The organism is Bacillus sp. FJAT-42315, from assembly GCF_002797375.1.
Taxonomy (GTDB): Bacteria; Bacillota; Bacilli; order Bacillales; family Domibacillaceae; genus Bacillus_CE.
Genome location: NZ_KZ454941.1, coordinates 1,080,418 through 1,106,938, shown reverse-complemented (window position 1 = coordinate 1,106,938; position 26,521 = coordinate 1,080,418). Strand labels below are relative to the sequence as shown.

General features: G+C 39.9%; 26 protein-coding genes, 1 tRNA gene, 1 riboswitch and 1 other annotated feature (1 of these 29 cut by a window edge). Of the genes, 9 read left to right on the top strand and 18 right to left on the bottom strand.

Going from position 1 to position 26,521, the window contains the following annotated elements; genetic code table 11:
* Nucleotides 1-239 (bottom strand) — a sequence feature (16S ribosomal RNA rRNA prediction is too short) (it extends 23 nt beyond the left edge of the window).
* Nucleotides 240-739: 500 nt separating this feature from the next.
* Nucleotides 740-1,435, top strand: a complete 696-nt coding sequence (locus tag CEF22_RS05130; RefSeq protein ID WP_100402034.1) for an MgtC/SapB family protein — start codon at nucleotides 740-742, stop codon at nucleotides 1,433-1,435.
* 346 nt (nucleotides 1,436-1,781) lie between these two features.
* Here CEF22_RS05130 and CEF22_RS05125 read toward each other — a convergent pair.
* Nucleotides 1,782-1,854: transfer RNA gene (locus CEF22_RS05125), tRNA-Ala, on the bottom strand.
* A 116-nt stretch (nucleotides 1,855-1,970) separates the two neighbouring features.
* Between CEF22_RS05125 and CEF22_RS05120 the strand changes: the two genes are divergently transcribed.
* Entirely contained in the window at nucleotides 1,971-2,963 is a 993-nt protein-coding gene (locus CEF22_RS05120; RefSeq protein ID WP_100402033.1) for a potassium channel family protein, read from the top strand.
* On the opposite strand, the gene CEF22_RS05115 is transcribed toward CEF22_RS05120, so the two are convergent.
* Together CEF22_RS05115 and CEF22_RS05110 are read right to left on the bottom strand one after the other, a co-directional pair.
* On the bottom strand, nucleotides 2,950-3,357 hold the full coding sequence (locus CEF22_RS05115) for a YugN-like family protein (protein WP_094836480.1): 408 nt from the start codon (nucleotides 3,355-3,357) through the stop codon (nucleotides 2,950-2,952). The genes CEF22_RS05120 and CEF22_RS05115 overlap by 14 nt on opposite strands.
* A 78-nt stretch (nucleotides 3,358-3,435) precedes the next feature.
* Nucleotides 3,436-4,791 carry a glucose-6-phosphate isomerase gene (locus CEF22_RS05110; protein ID WP_100402032.1) on the bottom strand — a complete coding sequence of 452 codons (1,356 nt, stop codon included), beginning with the start codon at nucleotides 4,789-4,791 and terminating at the stop codon, nucleotides 3,436-3,438.
* Nucleotides 4,792-5,031: 240 nt separating this feature from the next.
* On the opposite strand from CEF22_RS05110, the gene CEF22_RS05105 reads away from it, so the two are divergent.
* Entirely contained in the window at nucleotides 5,032-5,262 is a 231-nt protein-coding gene (locus tag CEF22_RS05105; protein ID WP_100402031.1) for a DUF378 domain-containing protein, read from the top strand.
* A 71-nt stretch (nucleotides 5,263-5,333) separates the two neighbouring features.
* On the opposite strand, the gene CEF22_RS05100 is transcribed toward CEF22_RS05105, so the two are convergent.
* The 3 genes from CEF22_RS05100 to pruA form a co-directional block, all read right to left on the bottom strand.
* The gene (locus tag CEF22_RS05100; RefSeq protein WP_095481038.1) at nucleotides 5,334-6,578 is read right to left on the bottom strand and encodes a Glu/Leu/Phe/Val family dehydrogenase; all 1,245 of its coding nucleotides are present in this window, start codon (nucleotides 6,576-6,578) and stop codon (nucleotides 5,334-5,336) included.
* Nucleotides 6,579-6,624: 46 nt separating this feature from the next.
* Entirely contained in the window at nucleotides 6,625-7,824 is a 1,200-nt protein-coding gene (locus tag CEF22_RS05095) for an ornithine--oxo-acid transaminase (protein WP_095481039.1), read from the bottom strand.
* Nucleotides 7,825-7,930: 106 nt separating this feature from the next.
* Nucleotides 7,931-9,469, bottom strand: a complete 1,539-nt coding sequence (gene pruA / locus CEF22_RS05090; protein WP_100402030.1) for an L-glutamate gamma-semialdehyde dehydrogenase — start codon at nucleotides 9,467-9,469, stop codon at nucleotides 7,931-7,933.
* Between the two features lie 181 nt (nucleotides 9,470-9,650).
* Between pruA and CEF22_RS05085 the strand changes: the two genes are divergently transcribed.
* On the top strand, nucleotides 9,651-11,057 hold the full coding sequence (locus CEF22_RS05085; protein ID WP_100402029.1) for a sigma-54 interaction domain-containing protein: 1,407 nt from the start codon (nucleotides 9,651-9,653) through the stop codon (nucleotides 11,055-11,057).
* Between the two features lie 49 nt (nucleotides 11,058-11,106).
* Here CEF22_RS05085 and nhaC read toward each other — a convergent pair whose 3' ends face one another.
* Both nhaC and yugI read right to left on the bottom strand, forming a co-directional pair.
* Nucleotides 11,107-12,549, bottom strand: a complete 1,443-nt coding sequence (gene nhaC / locus CEF22_RS05080) for a Na+/H+ antiporter NhaC (RefSeq protein ID WP_100402028.1) — start codon at nucleotides 12,547-12,549, stop codon at nucleotides 11,107-11,109.
* Nucleotides 12,550-12,889: 340 nt separating this feature from the next.
* The gene (gene yugI, locus CEF22_RS05075; RefSeq protein WP_100402027.1) at nucleotides 12,890-13,252 is read right to left on the bottom strand and encodes a S1 domain-containing post-transcriptional regulator GSP13; all 363 of its coding nucleotides are present in this window, start codon (nucleotides 13,250-13,252) and stop codon (nucleotides 12,890-12,892) included.
* Nucleotides 13,253-13,478: 226 nt separating this feature from the next.
* Here yugI and CEF22_RS05070 point away from each other — a divergent pair, with 226 nt between their 5' ends.
* Nucleotides 13,479-14,819 carry a sodium-dependent transporter gene (locus CEF22_RS05070; RefSeq protein WP_100402026.1) on the top strand — a complete coding sequence of 447 codons (1,341 nt, stop codon included), beginning with the start codon at nucleotides 13,479-13,481 and terminating at the stop codon, nucleotides 14,817-14,819.
* Between the two features lie 329 nt (nucleotides 14,820-15,148).
* Here the strand turns inward: CEF22_RS05070 and CEF22_RS05065 are convergent, their stop codons facing one another.
* The 3 genes from CEF22_RS05065 to CEF22_RS05055 form a co-directional block, all read right to left on the bottom strand.
* Nucleotides 15,149-16,312, bottom strand: a complete 1,164-nt coding sequence (locus CEF22_RS05065) for an aminotransferase (protein ID WP_100402025.1) — start codon at nucleotides 16,310-16,312, stop codon at nucleotides 15,149-15,151.
* Nucleotides 16,312-16,812 (bottom strand): Lrp/AsnC family transcriptional regulator, encoded by a 501-nt coding sequence (locus CEF22_RS05060; RefSeq protein ID WP_095480383.1) that lies wholly within the window; start codon nucleotides 16,810-16,812, stop codon nucleotides 16,312-16,314. Before CEF22_RS05060 ends, CEF22_RS05065 begins: the two co-directional genes overlap by 1 nt.
* Nucleotides 16,813-16,967: 155 nt before the next feature.
* Nucleotides 16,968-17,231, bottom strand: a complete 264-nt coding sequence (locus CEF22_RS05055; protein ID WP_100402024.1) for a DUF1871 family protein — start codon at nucleotides 17,229-17,231, stop codon at nucleotides 16,968-16,970.
* A 109-nt stretch (nucleotides 17,232-17,340) separates the two neighbouring features.
* Between CEF22_RS05055 and CEF22_RS05050 the strand changes: the two genes are divergently transcribed.
* Nucleotides 17,341-18,510: a MalY/PatB family protein gene (locus tag CEF22_RS05050; RefSeq protein ID WP_100402023.1), complete on the top strand. Its 1,170-nt coding sequence runs from the start codon at nucleotides 17,341-17,343 to the stop codon at nucleotides 18,508-18,510.
* A gap of 35 nt (nucleotides 18,511-18,545) precedes the next feature.
* Here CEF22_RS05050 and queE read toward each other — a convergent pair whose 3' ends face one another.
* From queE to CEF22_RS05025, 5 genes are all read right to left on the bottom strand, one after another.
* Nucleotides 18,546-19,271, bottom strand: a complete 726-nt coding sequence (gene queE / locus CEF22_RS05045; RefSeq protein WP_100402022.1) for a 7-carboxy-7-deazaguanine synthase QueE — start codon at nucleotides 19,269-19,271, stop codon at nucleotides 18,546-18,548.
* On the bottom strand, nucleotides 19,268-19,705 hold the full coding sequence (queD, locus tag CEF22_RS05040) for a 6-carboxytetrahydropterin synthase QueD (RefSeq protein ID WP_100402021.1): 438 nt from the start codon (nucleotides 19,703-19,705) through the stop codon (nucleotides 19,268-19,270). Before queD ends, queE begins: the two co-directional genes overlap by 4 nt.
* Nucleotides 19,702-20,364, bottom strand: a complete 663-nt coding sequence (gene queC / locus CEF22_RS05035; RefSeq protein WP_100402020.1) for a 7-cyano-7-deazaguanine synthase QueC — start codon at nucleotides 20,362-20,364, stop codon at nucleotides 19,702-19,704. The genes queD and queC overlap by 4 nt, the downstream gene beginning before the upstream one ends.
* A 108-nt stretch (nucleotides 20,365-20,472) precedes the next feature.
* Nucleotides 20,473-20,516: riboswitch (PreQ1 riboswitch) on the bottom strand.
* A 98-nt stretch (nucleotides 20,517-20,614) separates the two neighbouring features.
* Nucleotides 20,615-20,812, bottom strand: a complete 198-nt coding sequence (locus CEF22_RS05030; RefSeq protein WP_100402019.1) for a hypothetical protein — start codon at nucleotides 20,810-20,812, stop codon at nucleotides 20,615-20,617.
* Nucleotides 20,813-20,927: 115 nt separating this feature from the next.
* A complete protein-coding gene (locus CEF22_RS05025; RefSeq protein ID WP_100402018.1) occupies nucleotides 20,928-21,668 on the bottom strand; it encodes a peptidylprolyl isomerase in 741 nt (246 codons plus the stop codon).
* Between the two features lie 108 nt (nucleotides 21,669-21,776).
* Here CEF22_RS05025 and CEF22_RS05020 point away from each other — a divergent pair, with 108 nt between their 5' ends.
* On the top strand, nucleotides 21,777-22,169 hold the full coding sequence (locus CEF22_RS05020; protein ID WP_100402017.1) for a kinase-associated lipoprotein KapB: 393 nt from the start codon (nucleotides 21,777-21,779) through the stop codon (nucleotides 22,167-22,169).
* A 26-nt stretch (nucleotides 22,170-22,195) separates the two neighbouring features.
* On the opposite strand, the gene kapD is transcribed toward CEF22_RS05020, so the two are convergent.
* Complete coding sequence (gene kapD, locus CEF22_RS05015; protein ID WP_442857394.1) at nucleotides 22,196-22,771, bottom strand: 3'-5' exonuclease KapD; 576 nt, start codon at nucleotides 22,769-22,771, stop codon at nucleotides 22,196-22,198.
* A 265-nt stretch (nucleotides 22,772-23,036) separates the two neighbouring features.
* Here kapD and CEF22_RS05010 point away from each other — a divergent pair, with 265 nt between their 5' ends.
* Nucleotides 23,037-24,896, top strand: a complete 1,860-nt coding sequence (locus CEF22_RS05010) for a transglycosylase domain-containing protein (RefSeq protein ID WP_100402015.1) — start codon at nucleotides 23,037-23,039, stop codon at nucleotides 24,894-24,896.
* Between the two features lie 340 nt (nucleotides 24,897-25,236).
* Nucleotides 25,237-25,791, top strand: a complete 555-nt coding sequence (locus CEF22_RS05005) for a hypothetical protein (protein ID WP_100402014.1) — start codon at nucleotides 25,237-25,239, stop codon at nucleotides 25,789-25,791.
* Nucleotides 25,792-25,880: 89 nt separating this feature from the next.
* On the opposite strand, the gene CEF22_RS05000 is transcribed toward CEF22_RS05005, so the two are convergent.
* Nucleotides 25,881-26,438, bottom strand: a complete 558-nt coding sequence (locus CEF22_RS05000; RefSeq protein WP_100403920.1) for a DUF5366 family protein — start codon at nucleotides 26,436-26,438, stop codon at nucleotides 25,881-25,883.
* Nucleotides 26,439-26,521 lie beyond the last annotated feature (83 nt).

The window sequence follows — 26,521 nt, the reverse complement described above, 5'->3', positions numbered from 1 at the left end:
GCCTTGGTGAGCCGTTACCTCACCAACTAGCTAATGCGCCGCGGGTCCATCTGTAAGTGATAGCCGAAACCATCTTTCAATCCTTCTCCATGCGGAGAAAGAAGTTATCCGGTATTAGCCCCGGTTTCCCGGAGTTATCCCAGTCTTACAGGCAGGTTACCCACGTGTTACTCACCCGTCCGCCGCTAACTTGAATAGAAGCAAGCTCCTATCAAATCCGCTCGACTTGCATGTATTAGGCACGCCGCCAGCGTTCGTCCTGAGCCAGGATCAAACTCTCCGATAAAGTGTTTGCATTGCACATGGATGTGCAGACATCTGCGTTGTCACAGGAAGTGACGAACTTAGCAGATGTTCCTTAACTCACAATTTGTTTCACTTAGATAAACTAAGTTTTTTAGAATTAACGTTGACGTTTATTTTGTTCAGTTTTCAAAGATCAATTTCTTTAAGTGCGACTTTTCTAATCTATCACACATCCGAATGGATGTCAAAACTTTTTTTGATGTCTTGTTTTTTCATTTCCGTCTTTCGGACAAGAAATAATATATCATGATAGAAACTCAAAAACAAGTACTTTTTATAAAATAATATATCTTTTATAACATCGCTATTAACGCCATATATTATTTTAACACCCTCCTTCCAGCATTTATATACCGATCTACTTATGTTACATTTAATTATTATTTCATCATTATTATTCAATGTTTCTTTAGTTCAGAAAGAAGGTATGTTTATGGATTGGTTATTTGAAGCAGAAATATTAATTAAGCTCGTTGTATCGGCCATTTTAGGGTTAGTCATCGGGCTTGAGCGCGAATTAAAAAGAAAGCCTATTGGATTGAAAACTAGCTTAGTCATTTCAATCGTTAGTTGTTTGTTGACGATTGTCTCAATTGAGTCTGCCTATAAATCACCCGGAAGCGACTTTATCAATATTACGATGGATCCACTCCGTCTAGCTGCTCAAATCGTGTCCGGAGTTGGCTTTTTAGGAGCTGGGGTGATTTTACACAGAAGTAATGACAGTATTTCCGGCTTAACGACCGCTGCTATGATTTGGGGAGCCGCCGGTATTGGTGTGGTAGTTGGAGCTGGCTTTTTCATGGAAGCCATTACCGGGCTTGCTTTATTAATTTTCAGTGTTGAAATTATCCCTCTGGCTTTTAGAATTTTTGGCCCGAGTGGTTTACAACGAAAAGCGCTTTTCATTAAAATGACACTCAAAAACAAAGACAATTTAGATGAAGTGATCAATAGTATTGAAGATGAGGATATCCTCATCACCCGGCTGCGTATTAAAGATTTAAAAAAAGAAGCACATTTATTAGAACTAGGTGTGTCCGTTTATTTCCAACGAAGCGTAACCGAATTGTACCACACTATATCCGACCTACCTCACGTAGACAATGTAGAAATCGAAAGCTTATAAAAAAAAGGGGTCTATAAAAGGTCTAGCTACCATATATATATTTAAAAGACTATTTCAATCTTTAAATATGTATGGGTGCGAAGACCTTTTTTGTATGTATGACGGTGCCTTTTTCAAAAAATAGGAATATTTTATAGAACAGACGGGAATAGAGTATGAAAGAGTTTATCGTAAAATTCCGTTTATTGAAAGGAGAACTTTTCTATGACAACGAAATGGACTCGCCTCGCTGGAGGTTCTGTATTGGTTGCCACCATCATTGCTACGATATTTTTTGCAGGTTGATACGAATGCAACCTGACACACAAAAAAAGACCTGCAGAAATCATCTGTAGGTCTTTTCTTATGGAGACTATCGGGATCGAACCGACGACCTCTTGCATGCCATGCAAGCGCTCTCCCAGCTGAGCTAAGCCCCCTTGAAACGTCTCAAGTAATATTATATTTAAATTGTAATAAATAGCAATAGTTTTTGTTTCAATTTTTCAAAAAAGGGGATACTGTTGAAAGCAAAAAGTGGAAGGAGAGCTTTTTTATGCTTCAGCAATTGTATTTTAAATTTGTCGAAGCTCCGATTATATTACGAATATTTTCGATGGCGTTTTTCTTCATTATCGTTTTTGGTATAGCCATTCATGTCATCGAACCACAAACATTCCCTACAATATTCGAAGGGATTTGGTGGGCTGTTGTGACTGCTTCTACAGTAGGCTTTGGGGACTATGCTCCGAAAACCACACTTGGACGATTGCTAGGCATCGGACTGATCTTTATCGGCGCAGGGTTCTTATCCTCTTATTTCGTTAATTTAGCAGCTACAGCTGTCACTTCACAAAATGCCTTAAAAGAGGGAAAGACGATGTATACGAAAAAAAATCATTTAGTCATCGTTGGTTGGAACGAACGCTCTAAGGAGATTATTGATCAGCTACAGGAGATGACCATCTCTCGTCACATTGTGCTAATCGATGATTCTTTACAAACCAATCCGTACACAGCCAACATGGTCCATTTTATTCAAGGAGCCCCCTATAAGGAAGAAACATTAAAAAAAGCGAATCTAGAAGAAGCCAATATGGCACTCGTTACAGCCGACCAACATAAAAATGAAGTATATGCCGACATGAACTCTATTTTGGCGTTAGTCGCAATGAAAGGCTACTGTCCAGACCTTTACTGTGTGGTGGAAATTTTGACAAAGGATCAAGTCATTAACGCTAGTCGGGCTGGAGCTAATGAGGTCATCGAGACAAACCGTCACGCCAGTTCAATTATGCTAAACAGCTTATATTTTGATGGTATTTCTAGCACTGTCATTCATTTACTTGACCCACTAAATGGCGGGCATTTAAAAATAGCAGCCATGAAAGCAGAATGGAGTCACCTAAACTTCGGGCAATTAGCACCTCTGTTATTACAAGAACACACGTTATTGATCGGCATTCAAAGAGAGGAGAAAACCTATATTAATCCCCCCTTTGAATTCTCTATTCATCCTGCCGACAAATTATTAATTATTCAACGTTAAGAATAGCTTCTACTTCTTCTAACAGCCGTTTCCCAGCAATGATATACTTTTCTTTCACTTGTCCGTCCGGGTCTTGCGGTTCAGAAAATTGATTAGTTGAACCGCTAACCACGCCTGCGCTGGCATAATCATCAAGTCCTCGTTGATACACATGGGCTAACATATACGGCTGACTGAAACGAACCGATACGCCCGGTGAGTCTAACTGACCATCTGTCGCTGAAAAGGGCAACCGCAAAAACTGGTATCCCCCTTCATCATCAATTTTGTAATCAAATGAACCATGATCATAATCCCAATTGCCGCCGATTACAAATCCCATCGGCTTTAATTTTTGTTCTAACTCATACAAATTAAATTGCTTCCCCTGTAGTGATGAAGCAAGTGTAATCATGATATCCTCTCCTTTCTATATTCCATTTCCTTTAGTATTTCCTAAAACAAAAAAAATCGCGGATTTCTCCGCGATTTTTTATTTAGACGTTAATCTTCCTTCAAGCTCTTGCTTCTTATCTTCATAACCTGGCTTACCAAGCAAAGCAAACATGTTCACTTTATACGCTTCAACACCTGGTTGGTCAAACGGATTGACCCCTAATAAGTAACAACTCATCGCACAAGCTTTTTCAAAGAAATACACAAGATACCCGAAAGAGTAAGCATCCATTTTAGGTATTGTGACAATTAAGTTCGGCACGCCGCCATCTGTATGAGCAAGTAATGTGCCTTCAAACGCTTTTTGATTAACGAAATCGATTGTTTTTCCTGCTAGGTAATTTAACCCATCTAAATCAACCGCATCTTCTTCAATGATTTGTTCTTGTCTAGGCGTTTCTACTTTAATCACCGTTTCAAATAAATCTCGACGCCCTTCCTGAACATATTGTCCTAATGAATGAAGGTCGGTTGAAAAGTTAGCAGATGCCGGGAAAATTCCCTTTCGATCTTTCCCTTCGCTTTCTCCAAACAATTGCTTCCACCATTCAGAGAAGTATTGCAGCCCTGGTTCGTAATTCACGAGCATTTCAATCGTCTTTCCTTGATTGTACAATACACGCCGAACAGCCGCGTATTGATAAGCGATGTTTTGATCTAACTCAGACTCACTTAATTCCTCAACCGCTTGCGCTGCACCTTTCATCATCTCAGTGATGTCCGCTCCACTTACAGCGATCGGTAATAATCCGACTGCTGTTAACACAGAAAAGCGACCCCCTACATCATCAGGGATAATAAACGATTCATATCCTTCACTTAAGGAGAGTGTTTTAAGCGCTCCTTTTTTGCGATCCGTTGTGGCATAAATCCGTCGTCTCGCCTCATCCACCCCGTATTTTTCTTCCAACAGCTTGCGAAACATTCGAAAAGCAACAGCTGGTTCGGTCGTTGTACCTGATTTAGAAATCACATTAATCGACCAATCTTTCCCTTCTAATACATCACACAACTCTTTCATGTAAGAGGAACTCAAATTGTTCCCCACAAAAAGAATTTGTGGAGTCTTTCGCTTTTCTTTCGATAAAAGATTGTAAAAGCTATGACTCAGCATATCAATAGCTGCTTTTGCTCCTAAGTAGGAACCACCAATTCCGATGACGACTAACACATCTGAATCGCTTTTAATTTTGTCAGCTGCTTTTTGAATGCGAGAAAATTCCTCTTGATCGTATTCAGTAGGTAATTCAACCCATCCAGTAAACTCCCCCCCTTGCCCTGTTTTTTCATGCAAGGAATGATGTGCCACCTTTACTGCATCTCGCAAATACTCCAATTCATGTTCACCAAAAAAGGATAATGCTTTGGAATAGTCAAACTTAATATGGGTCATTGCCACGAGGCCTCCGTTCTACTTTTTTCACTTTAACTTTAACTTTAACTGCGAAAGGAAGCAAGGAAAAAAGATAGAAATTTTTTCTTTTTTTAGTAGTGAATCACGATTTATTCATGAAGACAGATTTGTGAGAAATATAAGAATAGTTCCTCTTACATACAGCAATAAGTTGCTCGTTGTATAAAAAAAAGACGATAACACATACTAAGGCTGTCAGAGATGAAAGGAGGGAATCTCATGAGTGGACTTCAACGCTTCGCTTTAGCCCTAACCATTATTGGAGCTATTAACTGGGGATTAATTGGCTTATTTCGGTTTGATTTAGTAGCCGCCATTTTTGGAGGACAGACGTCCGGTCTTTCTAGAATTATTTATACACTAGTTGGTCTTGCTGGACTCATCAACCTCGGTTTACTGTTTAAGCCAGATGAAGAAGTAAAGTTCAGAAGAAATCCCGCTTCCACATAATCGAAATAAAGGCCAGTGAGAGCAATCTCACTGGCCTAATTTGTGGCAATTATATGCGGTTTTCTATCTAATTATACCCATCCTCTGAACTTGGAAGCTTCAGCTGTTCTACGGACTCCTACCATGTAAGCCGCTAAACGCATATTCACTCCACGAGTTTGAGATGTTTCATAAATATTGTTGAACGCAGAAACCAACGTGCTTTCAAGTTTGTCGTTAACTTCTTCTTCCGTCCAGTAATAACCTTGGTTGTTTTGTACCCACTCAAAGTATGAAACTGTTACTCCACCAGAGCTAGCTAACACATCTGGTACAAGAAGAATGCCGCGATCTGTCAAGATCTTCGTCGCTTCTAATGTCGTTGGACCATTTGCTGCTTCAACAACGATCGATGCTTTAATATTATGAGCGTTTTCTTCTGTAATTTGGTTAGAAATCGCCGCTGGTACTAAAATATCACAATCAAGTTCTAAAAGCTCCTGATTAGAGATCGTGTTTTCAAACAATGTAGTGATCGTTCCAAAACTATCACGACGATCAAGTAAATAATCAACATCTAAACCGTTAGGATCATGAAGCGCTCCGTACGCATCTGAAATACCGATTACTTTCGCTCCAGCATCATGCATAAACTTCGCTAAGAAGCTTCCTGCATTACCAAAACCTTGGATAACAATACGTGCACCTTCAACGTTAATCCCAACTTTTTTCGCTGCTTCTTTAATACAGATCGTTACCCCTTGAGCTGTTGCTTTCTCACGTCCGTGAGATCCACCAAGAACAAGTGGCTTTCCTGTAATGAAGTTTGGAGAATCATACTCGCGAATGCGGCTGTATTCATCCATCATCCATGCCATAATTTGAGAGTTCGTATATACATCTGGAGCTGGAATATCTTTTGTCGGACCAACCATTTGACTGATGGCACGAACATATCCACGGCTCAAACGTTCGACTTCTCCCATTGACATTTGACGAGGGTCACAAACAACTCCGCCTTTTCCCCCTCCATACGGTAAGTCAACAATACCAGCTTTTAATGTCATCCACGCTGCTAATGCTTTCACTTCTTCTTCATTCACCTCAGGATGAAAGCGAACTCCTCCTTTAGAAGGACCAGCTGCATCACTATGCTGTGCTCTATATCCAGTAAAAACCTTTGTAGATCCGTCATCCATACGTACTGGAATGCGGACTGTTAACATGCGAAGCGGCTCTTTTAAAAGCTCGTACATTTCTTCCGTATAGCCCAGCTTTGTCAGCGCCTCTTTAATGACATTCTGAGTAGATGTGAATAAATTTAGATTTTCCGACATTTGATATTCGCCTCTTTTATCTTAATTATCAGTAGTTTGTACGAGGTTACCCTAGTACTTTTTGAATACGTTCGATTGCCCAATCCAATTCTTCTTTCGTAATAACTAATGGAGGAGCAAAACGGATCACTGTGTCATGAGTTTCTTTACAAAGCAAGTTTTCTTCTTTCAATGCTTCGCAATATTTACGAGCTGGTTCTGTCAGCTCAACACCGATAAATAATCCTCTACCACGAACGTCTTTAATCATAGGGTTTTGAATTTCTTTTAGTTTGCTTACGAAATATTCTCCTAATTCTAAAGAACGTTCAGCTAGCTTTTCATTCTCAAGTACATCAAGAGCAGCTAAAGATACAGCACAAGCCATTGGGTTTCCACCGAAAGTTGATCCGTGTGAACCAGGGTTGAACACACCTAAAATATCCTTGTTAGCAACTACACAAGAGATTGGGAATACTCCGCCTCCAAGTGCTTTACCAAGAATGTACATATCCGGTTCAAAACCTTCCCACTCACATGCAAACATTTTTCCAGTACGAGCAAGACCTGCTTGAATTTCATCAGCAATGAAAAGAACATTATTTTCTTTACATAGTTCATAAGCTGCTTTTAAATAACCAGCTGGAGGAATGTTAATACCCGCTTCTCCTTGGATTGGTTCAATAATGAAAGCTGCTGTATTTGGTGTGATCATTTCTTTAAGAGCGTTTACATCGCCATAAGGAACTAGCTTAATACCAGGAAGCATTGGGCCGAAACCACGTTTGTATTCCGCTTCTGATGACAGTGATACTGCTCCCATTGTACGACCATGGAAGTTACCTTCGCAAGCAATAATTTCTGCTTGGCCATCAGAAATTTTCTTGACATCATATCCCCAACGTCTTGCAGCTTTAATTGCTGTTTCTACAGCTTCAGCTCCTGTGTTCATTGGAAGAGCCATTTCTTTGTTTGACATTTTACAGATCTTCTCATACCAAGGGCCTAACTGATCATTATGGAAGGCACGTGATGTTAATGTTACACGATCTGCTTGCTCTTTCAAAGCTTCGATAATTTTCGGATGACGGTGTCCTTGGTTTACCGCAGAGTATGCACTAAGCATATCCATAAATTTGTTGCCTTCTGGATCTTTCACCCAAACTCCTTCAGCTTCAGAAATAACGATTGGTAGTGGATGATAGTTGTGAGCTCCATATCGGTCTGTTGTTTCAATAATTTGTTGAGAATTAACGTTTGTAGTCATCATAGTCCTCCTCGTGGATGTTACGTACTTTATTATAAAAAAGGGGAGCGAAGCACTTATCCGACCTCTTCGCTCTTTTCCCTTTAGTCAAGTCACAGAAAAGATATTACAGCATTTCTGAAGTTGTTTTTGCTTGCATGTGTAGCTGTAAGTAGTCAGGGCCACCTGCTTTAGAGTCTGTTCCTGACATGTTGAAGCCGCCGAATGGTTGGTAACCAACGATTGCTCCTGTACAGCCGCGGTTGAAGTATAGGTTACCTACATGGAACTCTTCACGAGCTTTTTCCATGTTCGCACGGTTGGTTGTGATCACCGCACCTGTTAAGCCGTACTCTGTGTTGTTCGCAATTTCAAGCGCATGATCGAAGTCTTTCGCTTTTGCAAACGCCACAACTGGGCCAAAGATTTCTTCTTGCATTAAACGAGCTTTCGGATCCACGTCCGCTACGATTGTCGGTTGAACGAAGTAACCTTTCGAATCATCGCCTTCGCCACCTGTTAATACGCGACCTTCTTCGTGACCAAGTTTCGCATAGCTCATCACTTTATCGAAAGCAGCTTGGTCAATCACTGGACCCATGTAATGCTCTAACGGATTACCTGCTGAAATTTCTTTCGTTAATTCTACTGCACGGTTTAATACTTGATCGTACACATCTTCTACGATTACTGCACGAGAACAAGCAGAACATTTTTGTCCTGAGAAACCGAACGCTGATTTCACGATCGATTGAGCCGCTAATTCAAGATCTGCTTCTTTATCGACAACGATCGTGTCTTTTCCGCCCATTTCAGCGATCACACGTTTTAACCAAATTTGACCTTCGTTTACTTTAGACGCACGTTCAAAGATGCGAAGACCTACGTCACGAGAACCTGTGAACGAGATGAAGCGTGTTTTCGGATGGTCTACTAAGTAGTCGCCTACTTCTGCGCCACTTCCTGGTACGAAGTTTAATACGCCTTTTGGAAGACCTGCTTCTTCCATAACTTCAACGAATTTCGCTGCCACGATTGGCGTTGTAGAAGCTGGTTTTAATAGAACTGTATTTCCTGTTACGATTGCCGCAACTGTTGTACCAGCCATGATCGCAAGTGGGAAGTTCCAAGGAGAGATGATGATCCCTACTCCTAATGGAATGTAGCCGTAACGGTTGAATTCGCCTGGGCGGCTTTCTACTTTCACGCCATCTTTAATTTGTAGCATTTGACGAGCGTAGAATTCTAAGAAGTCGATCGCTTCCGCTGTATCCGCATCCGCTTCGTTCATCGGCTTTCCTGCTTCTTTTGTTAATAAAGCAGAGAATTCATGCTTGCGGCGACGGATAATCGCAGCTGCTTTGAATAATACATCCGCGCGAACTTCTGGCTTTACTTTCTTCCAAGTTTCAAATGTTTCTACCGCAGCTTGCATCGCTTGCTCTGCTAGCTCTTGGCTCGCTTTTGATACGCGACCGATCACTTCTTGTTTGTCCGCTGGGTTGTAAGAAGTGATTTTATCTTCTGTCGTGATTTTTTCCCCACCGATTACAAGTGGGTAATCTTGACCTAAATAACCTTGTACAAGGGCTAACGCCTCTTCGTATGCTTTTTTATTTTCTTCTTGTGAAAAATCTGTAAATGGTTCATGTTTATAAGGAATCATGCTATTTCCTCCTCTGATTAATAAAAATTTTAAATGCTCATTTTTTCATCAAACATCCGTTTGGTGAAAAAAAATTTTGCATAAGGAAAACCCTTACACTATAATAATGCAAAATATTATTGCTTTTTTCAAGTGTTTTTTCATAAAATAATAATAAATTTACAAACAGGGGGAAGATTTGATGTCTTTAAAAGATTTAGAATTATTATTGACGATGTATTCAGAAGTCTTAGAGAAAATCGATTTAGGCATACATGTTATTGATTCCAATGAAAAGACGATTATATACAATAAAAAAATGCGGGAAATTGAAGGCATGGGGATTGAGGATGTACTAGATCGAAACCTTCTTGACGTGTTCCAATTCGATCGCGCCGAAGATAGTACTCTTTTGCAGGTGTTACAAACTGGAGAAGCCATTCAAAATATTAAACAAACGTACTTTAACATTAACGGACATGAAATTACAACGATTAACCATACATTCCCGATCATCGAAGACTCAATGGTCATCGGCGCTGTCGAAATAGCTAAAGATGTTACTAAACTTGAAAAAATGATTCAAGAAAACATTTTGAAAAAAGGCGATACACATTATACCTTTGACAATATCATTAGCAAAAATCCAGCAGTCATCGAAGCGATCGAAACGAGCAAGCGAGCCACTCGCACCTCCTCTTCTGTGTTAATCGCAGGCGAAATCGGAACAGGAAAAGAATTATTCGCCGAAAGTATTCATAACGGTAGCTCTCGCTCTAATCAGCCGTTTATTTCTCAAAATTGCGCCGCCCTTCCAGACACATTAATGGAGAGCATTCTCTTTGGTAGCAGTGGGGAATCTGACGCTAATGACGAGCGACCAGGATTATTTGAACAGGCCAATGGCGGTACTTTATTACTGGATGAAATCGATGCTTTGAGTTTGACTTTACAAGCGAAATTGTTCCGTGTCATACAAGAGAAAAAGCTTCGACGTGAAGGTGATACGAAGGAGATCCCAATCGACGTACGTCTAATTGCGACCATTAGTGAAGATCCGATCGATGCCATAGCGGCGAACAAATTGAGAAAAGATTTATATTACCGCTTAAGCGTCGTCTCTGTATTTATCCCACCGCTTCGCGAACGAAAAGAGGATATCGACCTTCTTTCCCAATTTTTCATCAACAAGTACAATCACCTATTCGGTATGCACATCCAATCACTTGATGAAGAAACAAAGGAATATTTCCATGATTATGAATGGCCTGGAAATGTCCGCGAACTTGAGCATACGATCGAAGGAGCAATGAACTTGATGGACCACGAAGATATCATTACCTTCACCCACTTACCAAGTACCTTCCGAAATAAATCAGGGATGAGTGTAGAATCAAAAGAGTTTGAAAAAATAGAAGGATTTCTTTATCAACCAAAAACAGTTCTGCCTCTTGATGAGTATATCCAAGAAGCAGAAACTTATTATATTAAAAAAGCACTTCAGCACCATGAACATAATGTAACCAAAACGGCGAAAGCACTTGGAATGAGCCGTCAAAACTTGCAATACCGCATTCGAAAATATGATATCAGCAAAAAGATCCATTAATTAAGCTAAAAAAAGAGCTGCCTTCATATCTGAAGGCAGCTCTTTTTCTTTATGATACCGATTGTTTTTGAAGTAGTTCTTTCTCTTCTAATTCTTTGATTTGTTCATCTGTTAAATATTCAATTTTCAATCCAAGGAAAGCCATAATGATTGCGATAATTGGTACAGCATAGTTCATAACCGCATATGGCGCATACTCAAATGGATGAACAGCTAGCATCGACACAATAAACACACCACAAGTGTTCCAAGGGATAAATACAGATGTAACCGTTCCTCCGTCCTCTAACGCCCGCGACAAGTTTTTAGAGTGTAATTTCTTTTCACGAAACGCTGTAACGTACATTCTTCCAGGAAGAAGGATGGAAATATATTGCTCAGAAGCAGTCGCATTCGTAACAAAAGCAGACATAATTGTCGCTGTAATTAAACTTCCTGCTGAACGAGCTAATTTTAAAATTTGTTGAACGATCGCTTTTAACATTCCTGTATGTTCCATCACACCACCAAATGTCATAGCTACAATCGTTAAGGAAACCGTATACATCATTGCATCGATTCCACCACGGTTAAATAATTCATCCACCATTGCATTTCCTGTTTCAATCGAGAAGCCGCTTTGAAGCGTGTTCGTTGCAACCGCTAAACTTCCACCTTGAATAAACACGTGACAAGCCCAACCGAGGAAAATACCGATAGCAAGAGCCGGTAGAGCAGGCATTTTCTTTGCTACAAGCACAATAACTAACACTGGAACAAGCAACAACCATGGAGAAATGACAAAGTTCTCACTTAAAGATTTTAAAATTTCATCAATATTATTTGTATTTACGTTCGATGAAGTGAACTGACGTCCAAGGAAAAAGTATACAATTAAAGCGATAAGCATACCTGGAATCGTTGTGTAAAACATATGCTTAATATGTTCAAATAAGTTCGTTCCCGTAATACCAGCCGCTAAATTTGTTGTATCTGAAAGCGGTGACATTTTATCGCCAAAATAAGAACCAGAAATGATAGCACCAGCGACCATCGGAGCGGGAATCCCCATACTAATTCCAATCCCCATTCCTGCTACACCGATCGTCCCCATTGTTGACCAAGAACTTCCAATAGCAAGTGTAACAACTGCACAAATGATACTAATTGACACTAAAAATAAAGAAGGAGTAATGATCTTCAATCCGTAGTAAATCATTGTAGCGACAATTCCGCCACCAATCCAAGCACCGATCGTTAAACCAACCATAATGATAATTAAAATAGCAGGCAAGGCCATTTTGATACCATTATAAGCTCCCTGCTCTATCGTTTCCCATTTGTATCCATATAGTAAAGCAATGATAGAAGCAGACACTGTTCCGATCAATAGCGGGACGTGTGGGCTCCCTTCAAATTTAACAATCGTCACAGCCATCGCACTAATCATTACAATCATTGGCAAAATGGCGAATAAAAATGGTATTTTAATTTCTTGTGTTTCTTTCTGCATCTCTCTCTCTCCTTTACTTTACATGTTATGACCTAAAACTAACTCTTAAGATGAAGTGAAAACCCTTACATGTAAGTGGAAAACAAAAACTTATCATGCAAATTCAATTAGCGTATGCAAAATCTGTTTGCGCAATATGCTAAATTTTCTAAACTAAGTTGTTTTTAATTATACACATTTTTCGAAGTTTGAAAATATTTTTTTTTGATTTTGTAGATTCTCACAAACCGAGGATAAATATGTAAACGAAAAATGACTAAATTTTATGTTCAGAAAAAATTTATACAATAAAAGACATGGGAAGTCGTCTCCCCATGCCTTTTCTATTAGCCATTATGATTTATTTTTCTTCTTCTGATTGGGCAATCCATTCTTTCAATTTATGCTTTAGCGTATTAAACCCTTCGCTATTTTCCCCTAGTTTAATACGACGTGCTTCATGAATAGAAGCTGGTTTCGTTTCCATTATTGAACGAATGGATAAACTGATTTTTCCCTCTTCTTCATTCACTGAAATCACCTTCACTGTGACTTCTTTCCCTACTTCTAGATGATCATGGATATCCTTGACATAACCATGAGTAATTTCTGAAATATGAACCAACCCTTGCATCCCGTTTTCAAGTGCAATGAATGCTCCATATGGTTGAATCCCTGTTACCTTTCCTGTTACAATTTGACCTGGTTCGTAATTATTTCCCATCCAAACACTCCTAAAAAATTGTTTTCCTTATCTACGCATCAAAAAATTATACCATATTGGTAAAAAAATATCTAAACATACATATGCGAGCAATTTTTTTACATAATAGGTGTTGAAAGCATTTACAAATTAATAAAATTCAGTGAATTGTGAAAAAGACCTGTTTTTTTGAAAGAAAACATAGTAAGGTAATACAGTTATCATACATTTGAAAGAGGAGAATGAAATGAGTACAAAAGAACAATGGTCTTCGAAGATCGGCTTTATTCTTGCAGCAGCAGGTTCAGCGATCGGACTCGGCGCCATTTGGAAATTCCCCTACATGGCTGGAACGAATGGAGGAGGAGTGTTCTTCCTTCTATTTATCTTATTTACAGTCATCATTGGAGCCCCTATTTTATTGGCGGAGTTTTTCATTGGACGCCGAACACAAAGAGATGCGGTTAGTGCATTCAAAGAATTAGTGCCGAACTCCGCCTGGCCGCTCGTTGGTATGCTAGGTGTTGGATCCGGTTTTATTATTTTATCCTTTTATAGCGTCGTTGGTGGTTGGATTTTATCCTATATTTTCCGAAATGGTACCGGACAATTATTTGCAGAAACAACCGACTATAACGCTTTATTCGGTCAAATTATTAGCAATCCAACGGAAGTGCTAATCGCTCAAGGGATATTCATGTTAATGACGATCCTTGTTGTACAGGGCGGCATTCAAAAAGGAATTGAACGAGCGAGCGTATTTTTAATGCCGGCTCTTTTCCTATTGTTCATTGCGCTAGTGATTCGTTCCTTAACATTAGATGGAGCGATGGAAGGCGTGAAATTCCTGTTGCAGCCGGATTGGTCACTCTTAACAGGAAAAACATCTTTACTTGCTTTAGGACAAGCCTTTTTCGCTTTAAGTATCGGCGTATCCATTATGATTACGTACGCGTCTTATTTAGGAAAAGAAGAAAACATGCCACGTTCCGTCTTTTCGGTTGCTGGGCTAAATATTTTTATTTCACTTTTAGCAGGTCTTGTGATTTTCCCAGCCGTTTTTGCTTTAGGCTTTGAACCAAATGCAGGTCCAGGACTTGTGTTTGTCGTTCTTCCAGCGGTCTTTAATGAACTGGCTTTTGGTAGCGTCTTTTTCTTTATTTTTCTTTTATTGTTATTGTTCGCTACACTAACATCGGCGTTTTCAATTCTTGAAATTGTAGTGGCCGCTTTTACAAAAGGCGATCCGAATAAGCGAAAAAAATTCACTTGGATCACCGGTATTCTTATTTTTATTACCGGCATTCCTAGCGCCCTATCATTCGGAGTGTTCAGTGACGTAATGATTTTCAACAAATCGATCTTTGATTTTGCCGACTTTATTACAGCCAACATCGGAATGCCTCTAGGTGCATTATTTATTTCCATCTTTGTCGGTTACCGAATGAAGCGAAATGACGTCTACGAAGAAATCACACGGGGCTCCTCCATGGGCGCCAAGCTATTTGCCGTCTGGTACTTCTGCGTCAAATATATCGCACCCGTGGCTATCATCATCGTCTTTTTACAATCATTTGGATTGTTTTAAAGAAAAGTGGAGGGTGCTGATCAGCGGCGTATGGACTGGAGTCATCCGCACGAGATAAAGGAAACACGATGAACGCTAGTGAATCGATGTTGACTTATCGCAAAGAGGATGTCGGAAGTCCATACGCCGTTAGCGCCTGTAGCTGGACAAATCGAAAAGCGGAGGGTGCTGATCAGGCGACTAATTGAGGCGAGTTGATGACTAATTCGACAAAATTCACACCCAATTCGACAGCAACTCCGCCCAATCAGTCACCTTTCAAGCTCAAAAAATGGGGGTGTAGCCAAAAATCAGCGAGAACTGATTTTTGGCTACACCCCCTTCACTTTTTATTTCTCAAGAAACCGTTTGATTCGCTTCACCGCTTCTTGAAGTTGCTCCATTGATGAAGCGTAAGAGCAGCGAATGTATCCTTCTCCGCCTTTGCCGAAGACAGATCCTGGAACGACGGCGACTTTTTCCTCTACTAGCAGTTGTTCAGCAAATTGCTCAGATGTTAAGCCAGTGCTTTGAATCGATGGAAACACATAGAAAGCTCCCCCCGGCACATGGCATGTCAATCCAAGTTCATTTAACGATTGAACGAAGTAATTGCGGCGACGGCGATAATCCTTTTTCATCTCTTCGACGTCATTCATACCTGTTTGCAACGCTTCTAACGCCGCATATTGAGCTGGTGTTGACGCACACATCATCGTATACTGATGAATTTTTAACATTGCGGCCGCTAATTCACGTGGCGCACAAACGAAGCCTAGACGCCAACCCGTCATCGCAAACCCTTTCGAAAAGCCGTTAATTAAAATGGTGCGCTCGCGCATTCCTTCTAGACTCGCAATCGACGTATGATGAATATCGTAAGCAAGCTCCGCATAAATTTCATCCGCAATCACTAACAAATCATGCTTTTTCACAATTTCAGCGATTGCTTGCAGTTCTTCTCGGTCTAACTGCGTTCCTGTTGGATTATTCGGTGAGCATAGAAGCAAGGCCTTCGTTTTCGGCGTAATCGCTTGTTCTAAATCCGCTGCTTGCAGTTTAAAATCATGTTCCCCTGTTGTTCCTACCGTGACTGCTTTTCCGCCAGCAAGCTCCACTAAAGGAACATATGATACGAAGCAAGGTTCAACAACAACCACTTCATCACCCGGATCAAGAATCGCTCTCATCGCCAAATCAATTGCCTGACTTGCTCCGACCGTCACAATGATTTCTTCTTTTGGTAAATAAGGAACATAAAAACGTTCACTCATGTAGTCGCTGATTGCTTCACGCAATTCCAATAAACCCGCATTAGCTGTATAAGAGGTATAGCCTTTTTCAAGCGATAAGATCGCCGCTTCCCTCGCTGACCAAGAAGTGACAAAGTCAGGCTCGCCAACTCCTAAAGAAATGACACCTTCCATCGTCGCTGCTAAGTCAAAAAACTTCCGAATACCTGATGGAGCCATATTCTCAACTGATTTTGCTAAATAACTTTTCGTCGTATTCATTATGGAGACACCACGATTCTTTTATCATTTTTCTTTTGTTCATACACAATGCCATCGTGCTTATATTTTTTCAATTGAAAGTGAGTCGTTGTCGAGACGACTGATTCAAGTGTTGATAATTTCTCAGAAACAAAACGAGCAATTTCATTCATCGATTTCGCTTCGACCGTCACGGATAGATCGTAAGCACCGGACATTAAGTAAACAGAGCTCACTTCTTTAAAGCGATAAATTCTCTCAGCCACTTCATTAAAACCTACTCCGCGCTTTGGTGTCACCTTGACATCAATCATCGCAGTGATGCCTTGATAATTATCAAGCTTCGCCCAATCAACAAGCGTCGTATAGTGAGCAATCACCTTTTCCTCTTCTAATCGCTTCACTAACTTTGTCGTCATCTCTTCTGTCTCACCAATCATTTTCGCTAAATCACCCATAGATAGGCGAGCGTTTTGTTCAAGAATTTCTAATATTTCTATTTCCTTATCAGTTAAATGCATACAAATTCCTCCAATCACATGGCTATTATAACAAAAAAATAAATCAATTCATGGTTTTTAACAAAAATAATTATATAATTTGTTATTTTACACAAATAAAGATTAAAAAAATGAGGCTGTCAGTCATCTGCGACAACCTCCCATCTAGTGGATAATCACAACTCGCATGCAGAATGATGTTTTACTTGTAGCAATTGAACGGCTATTGGCCGACAATGCTCGAAAGATAGTTCAGCATCAAACGAGAACTCATAAATTTCTTTAATTCGAGTTGCTAATTGATCGGCATCATCTAGCTGATGAACAGCGTAGATCGCATCCGCCGACTCTGTATCATAAAAATCACTACCGACAGCAAACGGGTCCCATTCACGAAGAATATTCCCCAGCTCTATATTTAATTTAACTGTTTTGTCCATACGTCGATCCACCTTTTAAAAATTTCCTGTAAAAAGTTTAAATCATTGTCATTCTTACTAGAAATACTTTACCATGACTATATACTATTTGTCAGGGATGGTGAGGGTTATGAGTAAATTAGATCGAATGATTGATCGTACAGGTACAGGTGCAGTCAAATGGGATAGTTTAAAAGAAGTGTTTGGTGTTGAAGATGCGTTGCCGATGTGGGTCGCTGACATGGATTTCGAAGCACCAAATCCAGTGATCGAAGCGATCAAACAGCAAGCGGAGCATGGTATTTTCGGCTACACAGCCGTTCCGAATTCCACGAAAGAAGTGATCAAAGAGTGGCAAGCGTCTCGCCATAATTGGGAGATTGAGACAAACTGGTTGCTGTTTAATCACGGAGTTGTGCCGTCTATCAGTCTAGCGATTGAAGCATTGACGGAAAAAGGGGATGCCGTCGTTGTTCAATCACCAGTATATACGCCTTTTTTTGAGATGATTGAGCGCAACGAACGACAAGTCGTGAATAATCAGCTAATCTTAAAAGACAATCATTATCACATTGATTTTGACGACCTTGAGCAAAAAGTATCCGCAGAAGAGGTTAAATTACTGTTGCTTTGTAGTCCACATAATCCAGGTGGACGAGTATGGACAAAAGAAGAATTAACGAAAATGGCTGAGCTTTGCCAACAGCATAACGTCATCATTGTCTCAGACGAAATTCATGGGGATTTAACAGCTGTTCCTCATATCCATACTCCGATTGCGGCGATTAAAGAAGACTACCAAGACTTTATCATCACGCTGATTGCACCGAGTAAAACATTTAACCTTGCTGGCTTACAAGCTTCCGCGATCATCGTGCCAAACGAAGGACTGCGGAACAAATTGAAAAAGGCTCAAGCAAAGCAAGGTTTTTTCACCTTAAATATGATGGGCATTGCGGGGATGGAAGCTGCTTACCGTGAAGGAGCTCCGTGGTTAGATGAAGCGATCGCTTATATTCGTGAAAATATCCAGTTAGTCGAAAACTATATTGATAGCGAAATTCCTGAATTAACCGTGATAAAACCAGAGGGTAGCTATTTAATCTGGATCGACTGCCGTCGTCTAGAACTGAGTGACGAGGAATTGATGAAAAAAGTTCTCCATGAAGGGAAACTTGCTCTCGGCCAAGGCTCGAAATATCGTACGGGCGGTGAAGGCTTCCTACGTATGAACGTCGCCTGTCCACGCGCCATGGTAGAAGACGGACTACAGCGACTGAACAAAGCAATTAAAGGTTAATACCATAAAAAGAGATGCCCTGGTCGGCATCTCTTTTATACTCCCTTTTTGTTTCCCCAGACAAATGTATGGAGCTGAGGGAGGACACGAACATTTTTCCAATCGGCGTCGGGCATCGTTTGTTCAATGAGCCATTCGTATTTTTTAACAAGGTAGGATAATAGCTCGGCGTCGTTGATTTCTTCAAGACGGTCATTTCCCGTTTGTAAAAAGAACGGTACTTGAGGAAATTGCTGATGAACGATTTTTGCATAGGCCAAATCTGCTTCATCAAATACGACAACCTTCAAGCTAATGAGCTTCTCTTTTTCCTCAAGACGTTGAATGATCATTGCTAGTTGTTTAAAGTCTGTTGTCATTCCAGAGCTTGGTGGCTTCGGCGAGATTGTTAACTCGTCAATGTCGTAAAACCAATCTTGCCAGCGGCTCCCTTGCGTTTCTAATGCGGTTTGCACACCGTGCTGATTCAGTTCACTAACTAAGCCAGCGATTTGCGGAAACAACGCCGGATTCCCACCTGAAATAGTCACATGATCAAACGTCTGTCCTCCTAGTTGCTCAAGCTCAGACCAAATTTCCTCCGCCGTTAACAAGCGAATATCCTCTTTCGCTGAACCGTCCCATGTAAAAGCTGAATCGCACCATGAACAACTGTAATCGCAACCAGCTGTTCGCACAAACATCGTCTTACGGCCAATGACCATCCCTTCTCCTTGAACGGTCGGACCAAATATCTCAAGAACAGGAATTTTACGGTTCATTGGAAATCCTCTTCCTGCGGCCGATAAACAACATAACTCGTCGGTGTTTCACGTAAAAATACTTGAATACAACGCGGTTTGTTTGCCATTTTATTCAATGACTGTTGCATCACTTCCCAAATTGTTCGAGCGACGACTTCTGTAGTTGGAAAATAATTCGGGTTTTCTTCATTAAATAAAGTATCCTCATTTAACAATCTATGATCAAATCGTTTATGGATCAAATGTTTGATCTCTTGAAAATTCACTAAAAAACCTGACTCATTCAGCTCATTGCCAACGACCGTCACATTGACGAAATACGTATGCCCATGCAATCGACGACAGGAGCCTGCGTCTTCATGCGGAATATAGTGGGCCGCAGCGAACTGAAAATCTTTGTTTAACTCATAACGATACGAATGAACGGGTGCCGGGTAGATTTGTTGGATCATGCTTGTTCTGCTCCCTTCTTCGCCGAGTATTGGTCAAGACCTCGTTGACGGAGCTTGCAAGCCGGGCAGTCACCACAACCGCTCCCTTTGATTCCGTTATAGCAAGTCAATGTGTGCTCGCGAACATAATCGAAGGCACCTAGCTGATCGGCTAGCTCCCACGTTTCCGCTTTATCGAGCCACATTAACGGCGTGTGAATCACAAAAGAAGTATCCATCGACAAATTTAACGTTACGTTCAATGATTTAATAAATACATCGCGACAATCTGGATAGCCGCTGAAATCTGTTTCACATACACCAGTAATCAAATGTTTCGCGCCATACTGCTTCGCTAATACGGCCGCAAATGATAAAAATAATAAGTTTCTGCCTTCGACGAAGGTAGACGGCAACTCGCCCTCTTTCTCGTCAATCTCAATATCCGTACGAGTTAAGGCATTCGGCGAGAGCTGATTGAGAAGCGACATATCTAACACGTGATGCGGCACTTGTAAGTCTTTCGCAATGTCAGCCGCACATTCTAACTCTAATTTATGGCGCTGACCGTAATCAAACGTCACCGCGATCACTTCCTCAAATCGTTCCTTCGCCCAAAACAAACAGGTGGTGCTATCTTGACCACCGCTAAATACAACGACTGCTTTTTCTTTCTTCAACACTTATCTTCCTTTCTTTTGAAAGAAAAAAAGATTCAAGAACTAGTACTCTTAAAGAAATGACCTGGCAAAAGGCCATAGAAAAAAACCGTCTGAAAATAGACAGGCTTTCTCGTAGTTTTTTATAGAGGGAGTTCGCGAACCTCTCCTGCTCATCCGCAGAATTCTTTCTTTAGTTCCTGTTCAATATAACATAATCACTCACAAAAAAGCAAAAGTGCCTAGCCATCACTAAGCACCGTTCCGAAAACTATTCACCAATCTTATATTTCCCTTCTAGCTCCTTCGCTTTTGCCTCTTCTTTTTTGGAGATTTTCTTTACAAAAAGAAAGACTAAAACCGCAGCTGTCACAAAGATGGTCATCGAAATCGCCGCAGGAATATATTCTGATTTATCTTCTGGAAAATATAAATACAACATATTTAAGACAAATGAATTCAGTAGCATAATATCCCCTTTCCTATACAACCTTTTCCATCTATTATACCTTGCCCCATTTGTAAAACCAACCATATCTAAAAAAACAGCCGCTTTCATAGCGGCTGTTTTATCATTTGTTCACTTATTGAATGACAGTGATTTTCTCGATGACGATATCTTCTTCTGGCTTATCTTGAGCTGCAGTTTTCGCATTAGCAATCGCATCAACGATATCCATTCCTTCAACCACTTGACCAAATACCGTATGACGGAAATCAAGCCAAGGCGTACCGCCATTCTCCATATAAAAGTCTGTTACTTCTTTCGGATATCCTGCTTTCTCCATTTGCTCCCTAAAACCTGGGTCCATTTTGCTATTTTGTACGATAAAGAATTGGCTGCCGTTCGTGTTCGGTCCAGCATTTGCCATCGATAAAGCACCACGGAAGTTAAATAATTCACGAGAGAACTCATCTTCAAAAGACTCACCGTAAATGCTTTCGCCACCCATACCTGTTCCTTGTGGGTCTCCCCCTTGGATCATGAAATCTTTAATCACGCGGTGGAAAATTAAACCGTCATAGTAGCCATTTTCACTATGTGTAATAAAGTTTTCAACCGTTTTAGGAGCTTGCTCTGGGAAAAGCTTAATTTTGATCGTGCCTTTCGTTGTTTTCATTTCAACGAGCTTTTCATTTTCTGCGACTTCTGTCGTCAATTGTGGATAAGTCATCTCTTTATCCCCTTTCTCTTTATGTACATTTTGTTCTTTCGCAGGCAATTCAACTTCTTCTGCTTTTTCCTTTTCTTGTGACTTTTCTCCACTGCACCCTGCGATTATAAGGAGAAAAGCGATAATTAACATCGGAAATAGTCGTTTCATACATTTAACCCTCCTGCTTTTCCTACTTTACCTGATTTCCGTTAAAAAATCACCTTCGTTCCCTTCATCTTCATTTTTTGATAAAGTGAAGAAAAAGGAGGAGAGATCATGCAGATTGGAAACATTGTTACCGCATTTTATAAAACTGGAAAATATATTGGAGAGATCACAGCGATTCGTGAGGGATTCTACACAGTGAAAATATTAGCCGTCCTACGTCATCCGGCTCAAGGGGACCTTCATAATCCAAAGGAAGTGAACGTGCCTTTTTTCCATGAACGAAAGGCTCTTGCTTTTCGCGAGCAAGCGAATATTCCCGAAAAAACGGTTCATTTGTATAAGGGAGACTTGCCCGATTACTTTGACACATTAAAAGACGCCTTGCAACGTCTGAAAGAGCGATTAGAACAAGAGAATACACCATTTTCGCAAAAAAGCCTTGAAGCTTTACATGGCGTTCAAAGAGAATACGAGCTCATGTATAACCTAAAATGGGAATAGGCCGAATCTACGGAAAGATTCAGCCGCTAAGCCATTTGATCAAGCAACTTGGAGAAATCAACAAGATCCCCGATCGTTGGTGGTTCTGATTTCTTCATATACTTTTTATCTTTTTCTACAAGATTGTAAATATGGTACGTGGTTAATGCATCGTCGAGCGCTCGGTGATGCTTACCTGTGCCCTCCTTGCCATACTCCTCAACTGCTTTCCATAAGCCTGTCTGATTGCGGTCACCGAAAAACTGCTTATATTCCATCGATAAATCAATAAACGTGCCTTGTAACGGAAAGGCTAATTTCGCTTTTTCACAATTATGCCGCAACACCTTCATATCCATATTGCCCCATGTAATAATTTTATCCTGCTCACCTTGATTCAACTTCGCTAACAGATTGACTAAATCAATTAAAGGAACACCTTCATCTACTTGTTGTTGACTAATATCAAGGAATCGTTTGCAGCGAGGGGTCAATTTAGGAAAAGCGGTCGGAATCACGTAGGAAGAATATTGCTCAATCATCGCCCCCTGCTCCACCGCCACAACCCCGGCTTCAATAATTTCTGGATAAAATCCTTTCCGATACATCTTCGCATCTGGCATCGAAAACTCAAAATCAATGAAAAATAGCCTTTGATGCAACTCGCTCACTCCTTTCCTCCAAATGTCCTCTCTCTATTATAACATGAATTAACGAAAAATTTAGACTCGTTCTATTCATATATACCCAATAATTACTAAAAAACTTCCTATTTTCTATCCTTCTCCTCTTTATTAATGCCTTGCTATAGATTATGATGGGTGAAGGATTATTTTTACTAATTTTTAAAAGTAAAAACAAACTAGAATCAAGAAGGCGGTTCAAGGAATGAGAACGGTTTTTGGTTACTTATTAATAGTGTTGCTCCTCCCTTTAGCTGTGTTTTTATTTTACTTTGCTAATGCGGAAGCACAACAAGTTAGAAGTTTTGATGAAGTCGTGGAAGAAAAGATCGTCATTAACGACGTCCAACTTCCCCAAGCAAGCAAGGTGGTTGATCGAAATGGTGACCCTTATTTAGAAATTCAAAAGCCATATCGGGTTATTGTTGATGATAAAGACATCCCACCATTTATGAAAGAACTCTTTCTCCAATCGGAGGACAAGCATTTTTATGAGCACTCTGGTGTCGATGCATCTGCTGTCATGCGTGCCATCGTCATCAATGCCAAGTCAGATGAGATTGAACAAGGGGCTAGTACGATTACCCAGCAGCTCGCTCGAAATGTGTACTTGTCACATGAACGTACTCTCGCTCGTAAGTTATCAGAAGTATTATATGCATATCAGCTGGAAAAAAGGATTTCGAAAGATGAAATACTAAACTTATATTTAAATGCCATCTACTTCAATCACAATGTATATGGTGTGGAAGCGGCCGCTCAGTTTTATTTCCAAAAGCCCGTCAACAAGCTGACAAAGGCGGAAATGGCGCTGATCGCTACTATCCCAAATAACCCGAACCTTTATGATCCGATCCGCAAGTTTGATAACGCCAAAAAGCGACAAGAACGACTAATTGATATTATGGTGCGAGAAAAGTTTTTAACAGCAGAAGAAGCCGAAGCAATCAAGCAAGAACCGATTAAGCTAAACGTGAGAGATCGTTTGGATAAATTCCAAAACTATTCTACATACGTGGAAGCGGAATTCAAGGATTTGATCGCCCATTCTGAAGGCTTTGAAGAACAATTAAAAAAGGCAGACGGTGAGAAGAAAATTCAAATCGAGCATAAACTCAATGCTCGCGTAGAAGAATTATGGACTTCTGGCATTACTGTCCACACAGCACTCGACCCAAATATGCAAAACAAAACAACTAGTGCAGTGAGCTCCACATTAGCTGGTAGCTCTGTCGAAGGGGCAGCCGCTGTCATTAAAAATGACACAAGAGAAGTCGTCGCCTTATCGGGTGGAAAGGATTTCGATAAAACCGAGTTTAATCGTAGTTTCCAAGCGTATCGTCAACCAGGTTCAACGATCAAGCCATTATTGGATTTCGCCCCTTATGTCGAAAAAACAAATGCAGGTCCTGGGAGCATGATCAGTGCAGATAAGTATTGCTCACGCCCTGGCTATTGTCCACGAAACTACGGCGGCAAAGAATATGGAATGGTTACATTACAAAAAGCGCTCGCAAGCTCTTATAACACAGCAGCTTTACGAGTATTTATGCAAGCTGGACCAGAAACGGCCTTTTCTTACTTAAAGAAATTTGATTTTGCTAGATTAGAAGAAGAAAACTTAGCACCATCCCAGCATGCTAAAGCGCTCGGTGGCTTTACGTACGGGATGACAACATTAGAAATGGCAGGTGCCTACACATCCTTTATCGATGGTACATATGAAACGCCTCGAGCGATTCAAAAAGTAACGGATCGCCAAGGAAAGGTACTGTATGAATGGAAAGAGGAATCAGAAAGAATTTGGTCGCAATCAACAACAAATACGATGCGTACGATGATGGCTGCCGTCATTAAATCAGGAACAGGAAAAAAAGCGAATCCAGGTACTCCTTATGCTGGAGGTAAGACTGGAACGAGTCAAGAAGTACGTGATATCTGGTTTGCTGGCTTAACCGATCAATACACTGCAAGCGTATGGGTTGGAAAAGACAAATCAGGAAACGTTAGCTTTATGCAAAGATATGCGCCTCAACAAATCATTTGGCGCCGGATTATGCAATAAGTGGGGAAATATCGGTTTAATTCATGCACTTACTATTGAAACAGAAAACAATCTGATTAATGGACGAACTGCAAAAATCTTTCTCGTGAATGAAACGAAGTAAACTGTACCTCTAGTTGTTAGACACTATTTAACAATTAGAGGTACTTTTATTATGGGGAAATTTACAATATCAAAAAAAATAAAAACAGTTGAACCCTAAATAAACAACAACAAAAGTTATAAAAATCTAGCACTAACTCTTGATATTGAACCTAAAATTTTTATAAACAGTCGAACTCTATTTTAAATCCACATTTAAGAAACATACATTCTAAATCACGAAAAAGGGGTGTTACTGATGAAAAAAAGGAGATTTATTCAAATTACCTTTTTCTTATTACTTTTATATTTCGTTCTTAGAATTATGATGGTTATTTCTACTCCTATCTACCTATTCTTTTACAAAGAAAACCTTTTTGTGAACCTTGCTTGGTTAGACTTTCTCTTATTGGCTCCATTTCTTTCTTTGTCTTTCAAGATGGCAGAAGGTAATAGAATGCAACAATTTATCATATTCATTTCATATTTTCCTTTTATTGGACTTATACTTCTGTCTGTAGTTCATCAAAGTATAGACTACGGAAATCTTAGCACGATAAGAAATGATAATAGGTATATTTTAAGTCTTTCAAATGGACATGAGAGCGACCCAATGAATAAAGATAATCAAATCTACAAGGCTAGACTGTATGAGAAAAAATTTGCTTTCATTTACAAAAGTATTCATCAATCTACCGAATCAATTTCTTCAAAAGATTCAAGGGAACTTCTTAGAAATGAGATACAGCCAATTTTTTTAGAAGAAAAAGGTATAATCAAATTTGGAGATACAGTTCTTTACATAACAAAATAGAGAAAAAGCCTCTTTTTCTTCAAATAACTTTTTGAAAGAGAAAGAGGCTTTTTCTATAAATTGGTCGCCGAGGCGGTTTTTTGTTTGTCTTATAAAGGCAAGCTACCTAGCAAGCTATTATAAACTTTTAATCCTACTAAAGCGAACATCGTCATAAAGAACGCCCAGATCGCCACTTGAAAAGAGATCATGCCAATTAAATTAGCGATCGATAAATCAGGCGCAATTTTATACACGAAATATACAAAATAACCAATAGCTGTTACGAAAAAAATAATCAAGATTCCCGTAAGAGAAGAGAAGCTGATTAATGAAATTAATCCACCAATAAAGAAAATGATCGAGCTGCTTCTTGTCTTTAGCAATAGGTCGCCTGTCGTGTCCTTCGAGAAAAATAAAAGTGATAGCTGATTAACTGTATCAGCCATCACTTTTAATGTGGCCAAAATCATAAAAAACAGCAGCATCAACGCTAGCGTGATCGTCAACTTCACTTCAGTCTCTGTAAACATTTCTAGGAGACTATTATATAAGCTAACTTTTTTGAATAAACTAACAATCATTTTTTGAGTGAACATCGATAAAGATAAGCTGAATAATAGCATTGCGACTACAGGTAAATAGCCAATTAAGTAAGTATTTTTCATATCCAAATTTCCGCTCCTGTTCATTTCAATCCATTTAATTATGCAAGAGCTAACAAATAAAGACAAGTGCTTTTTTAATAATT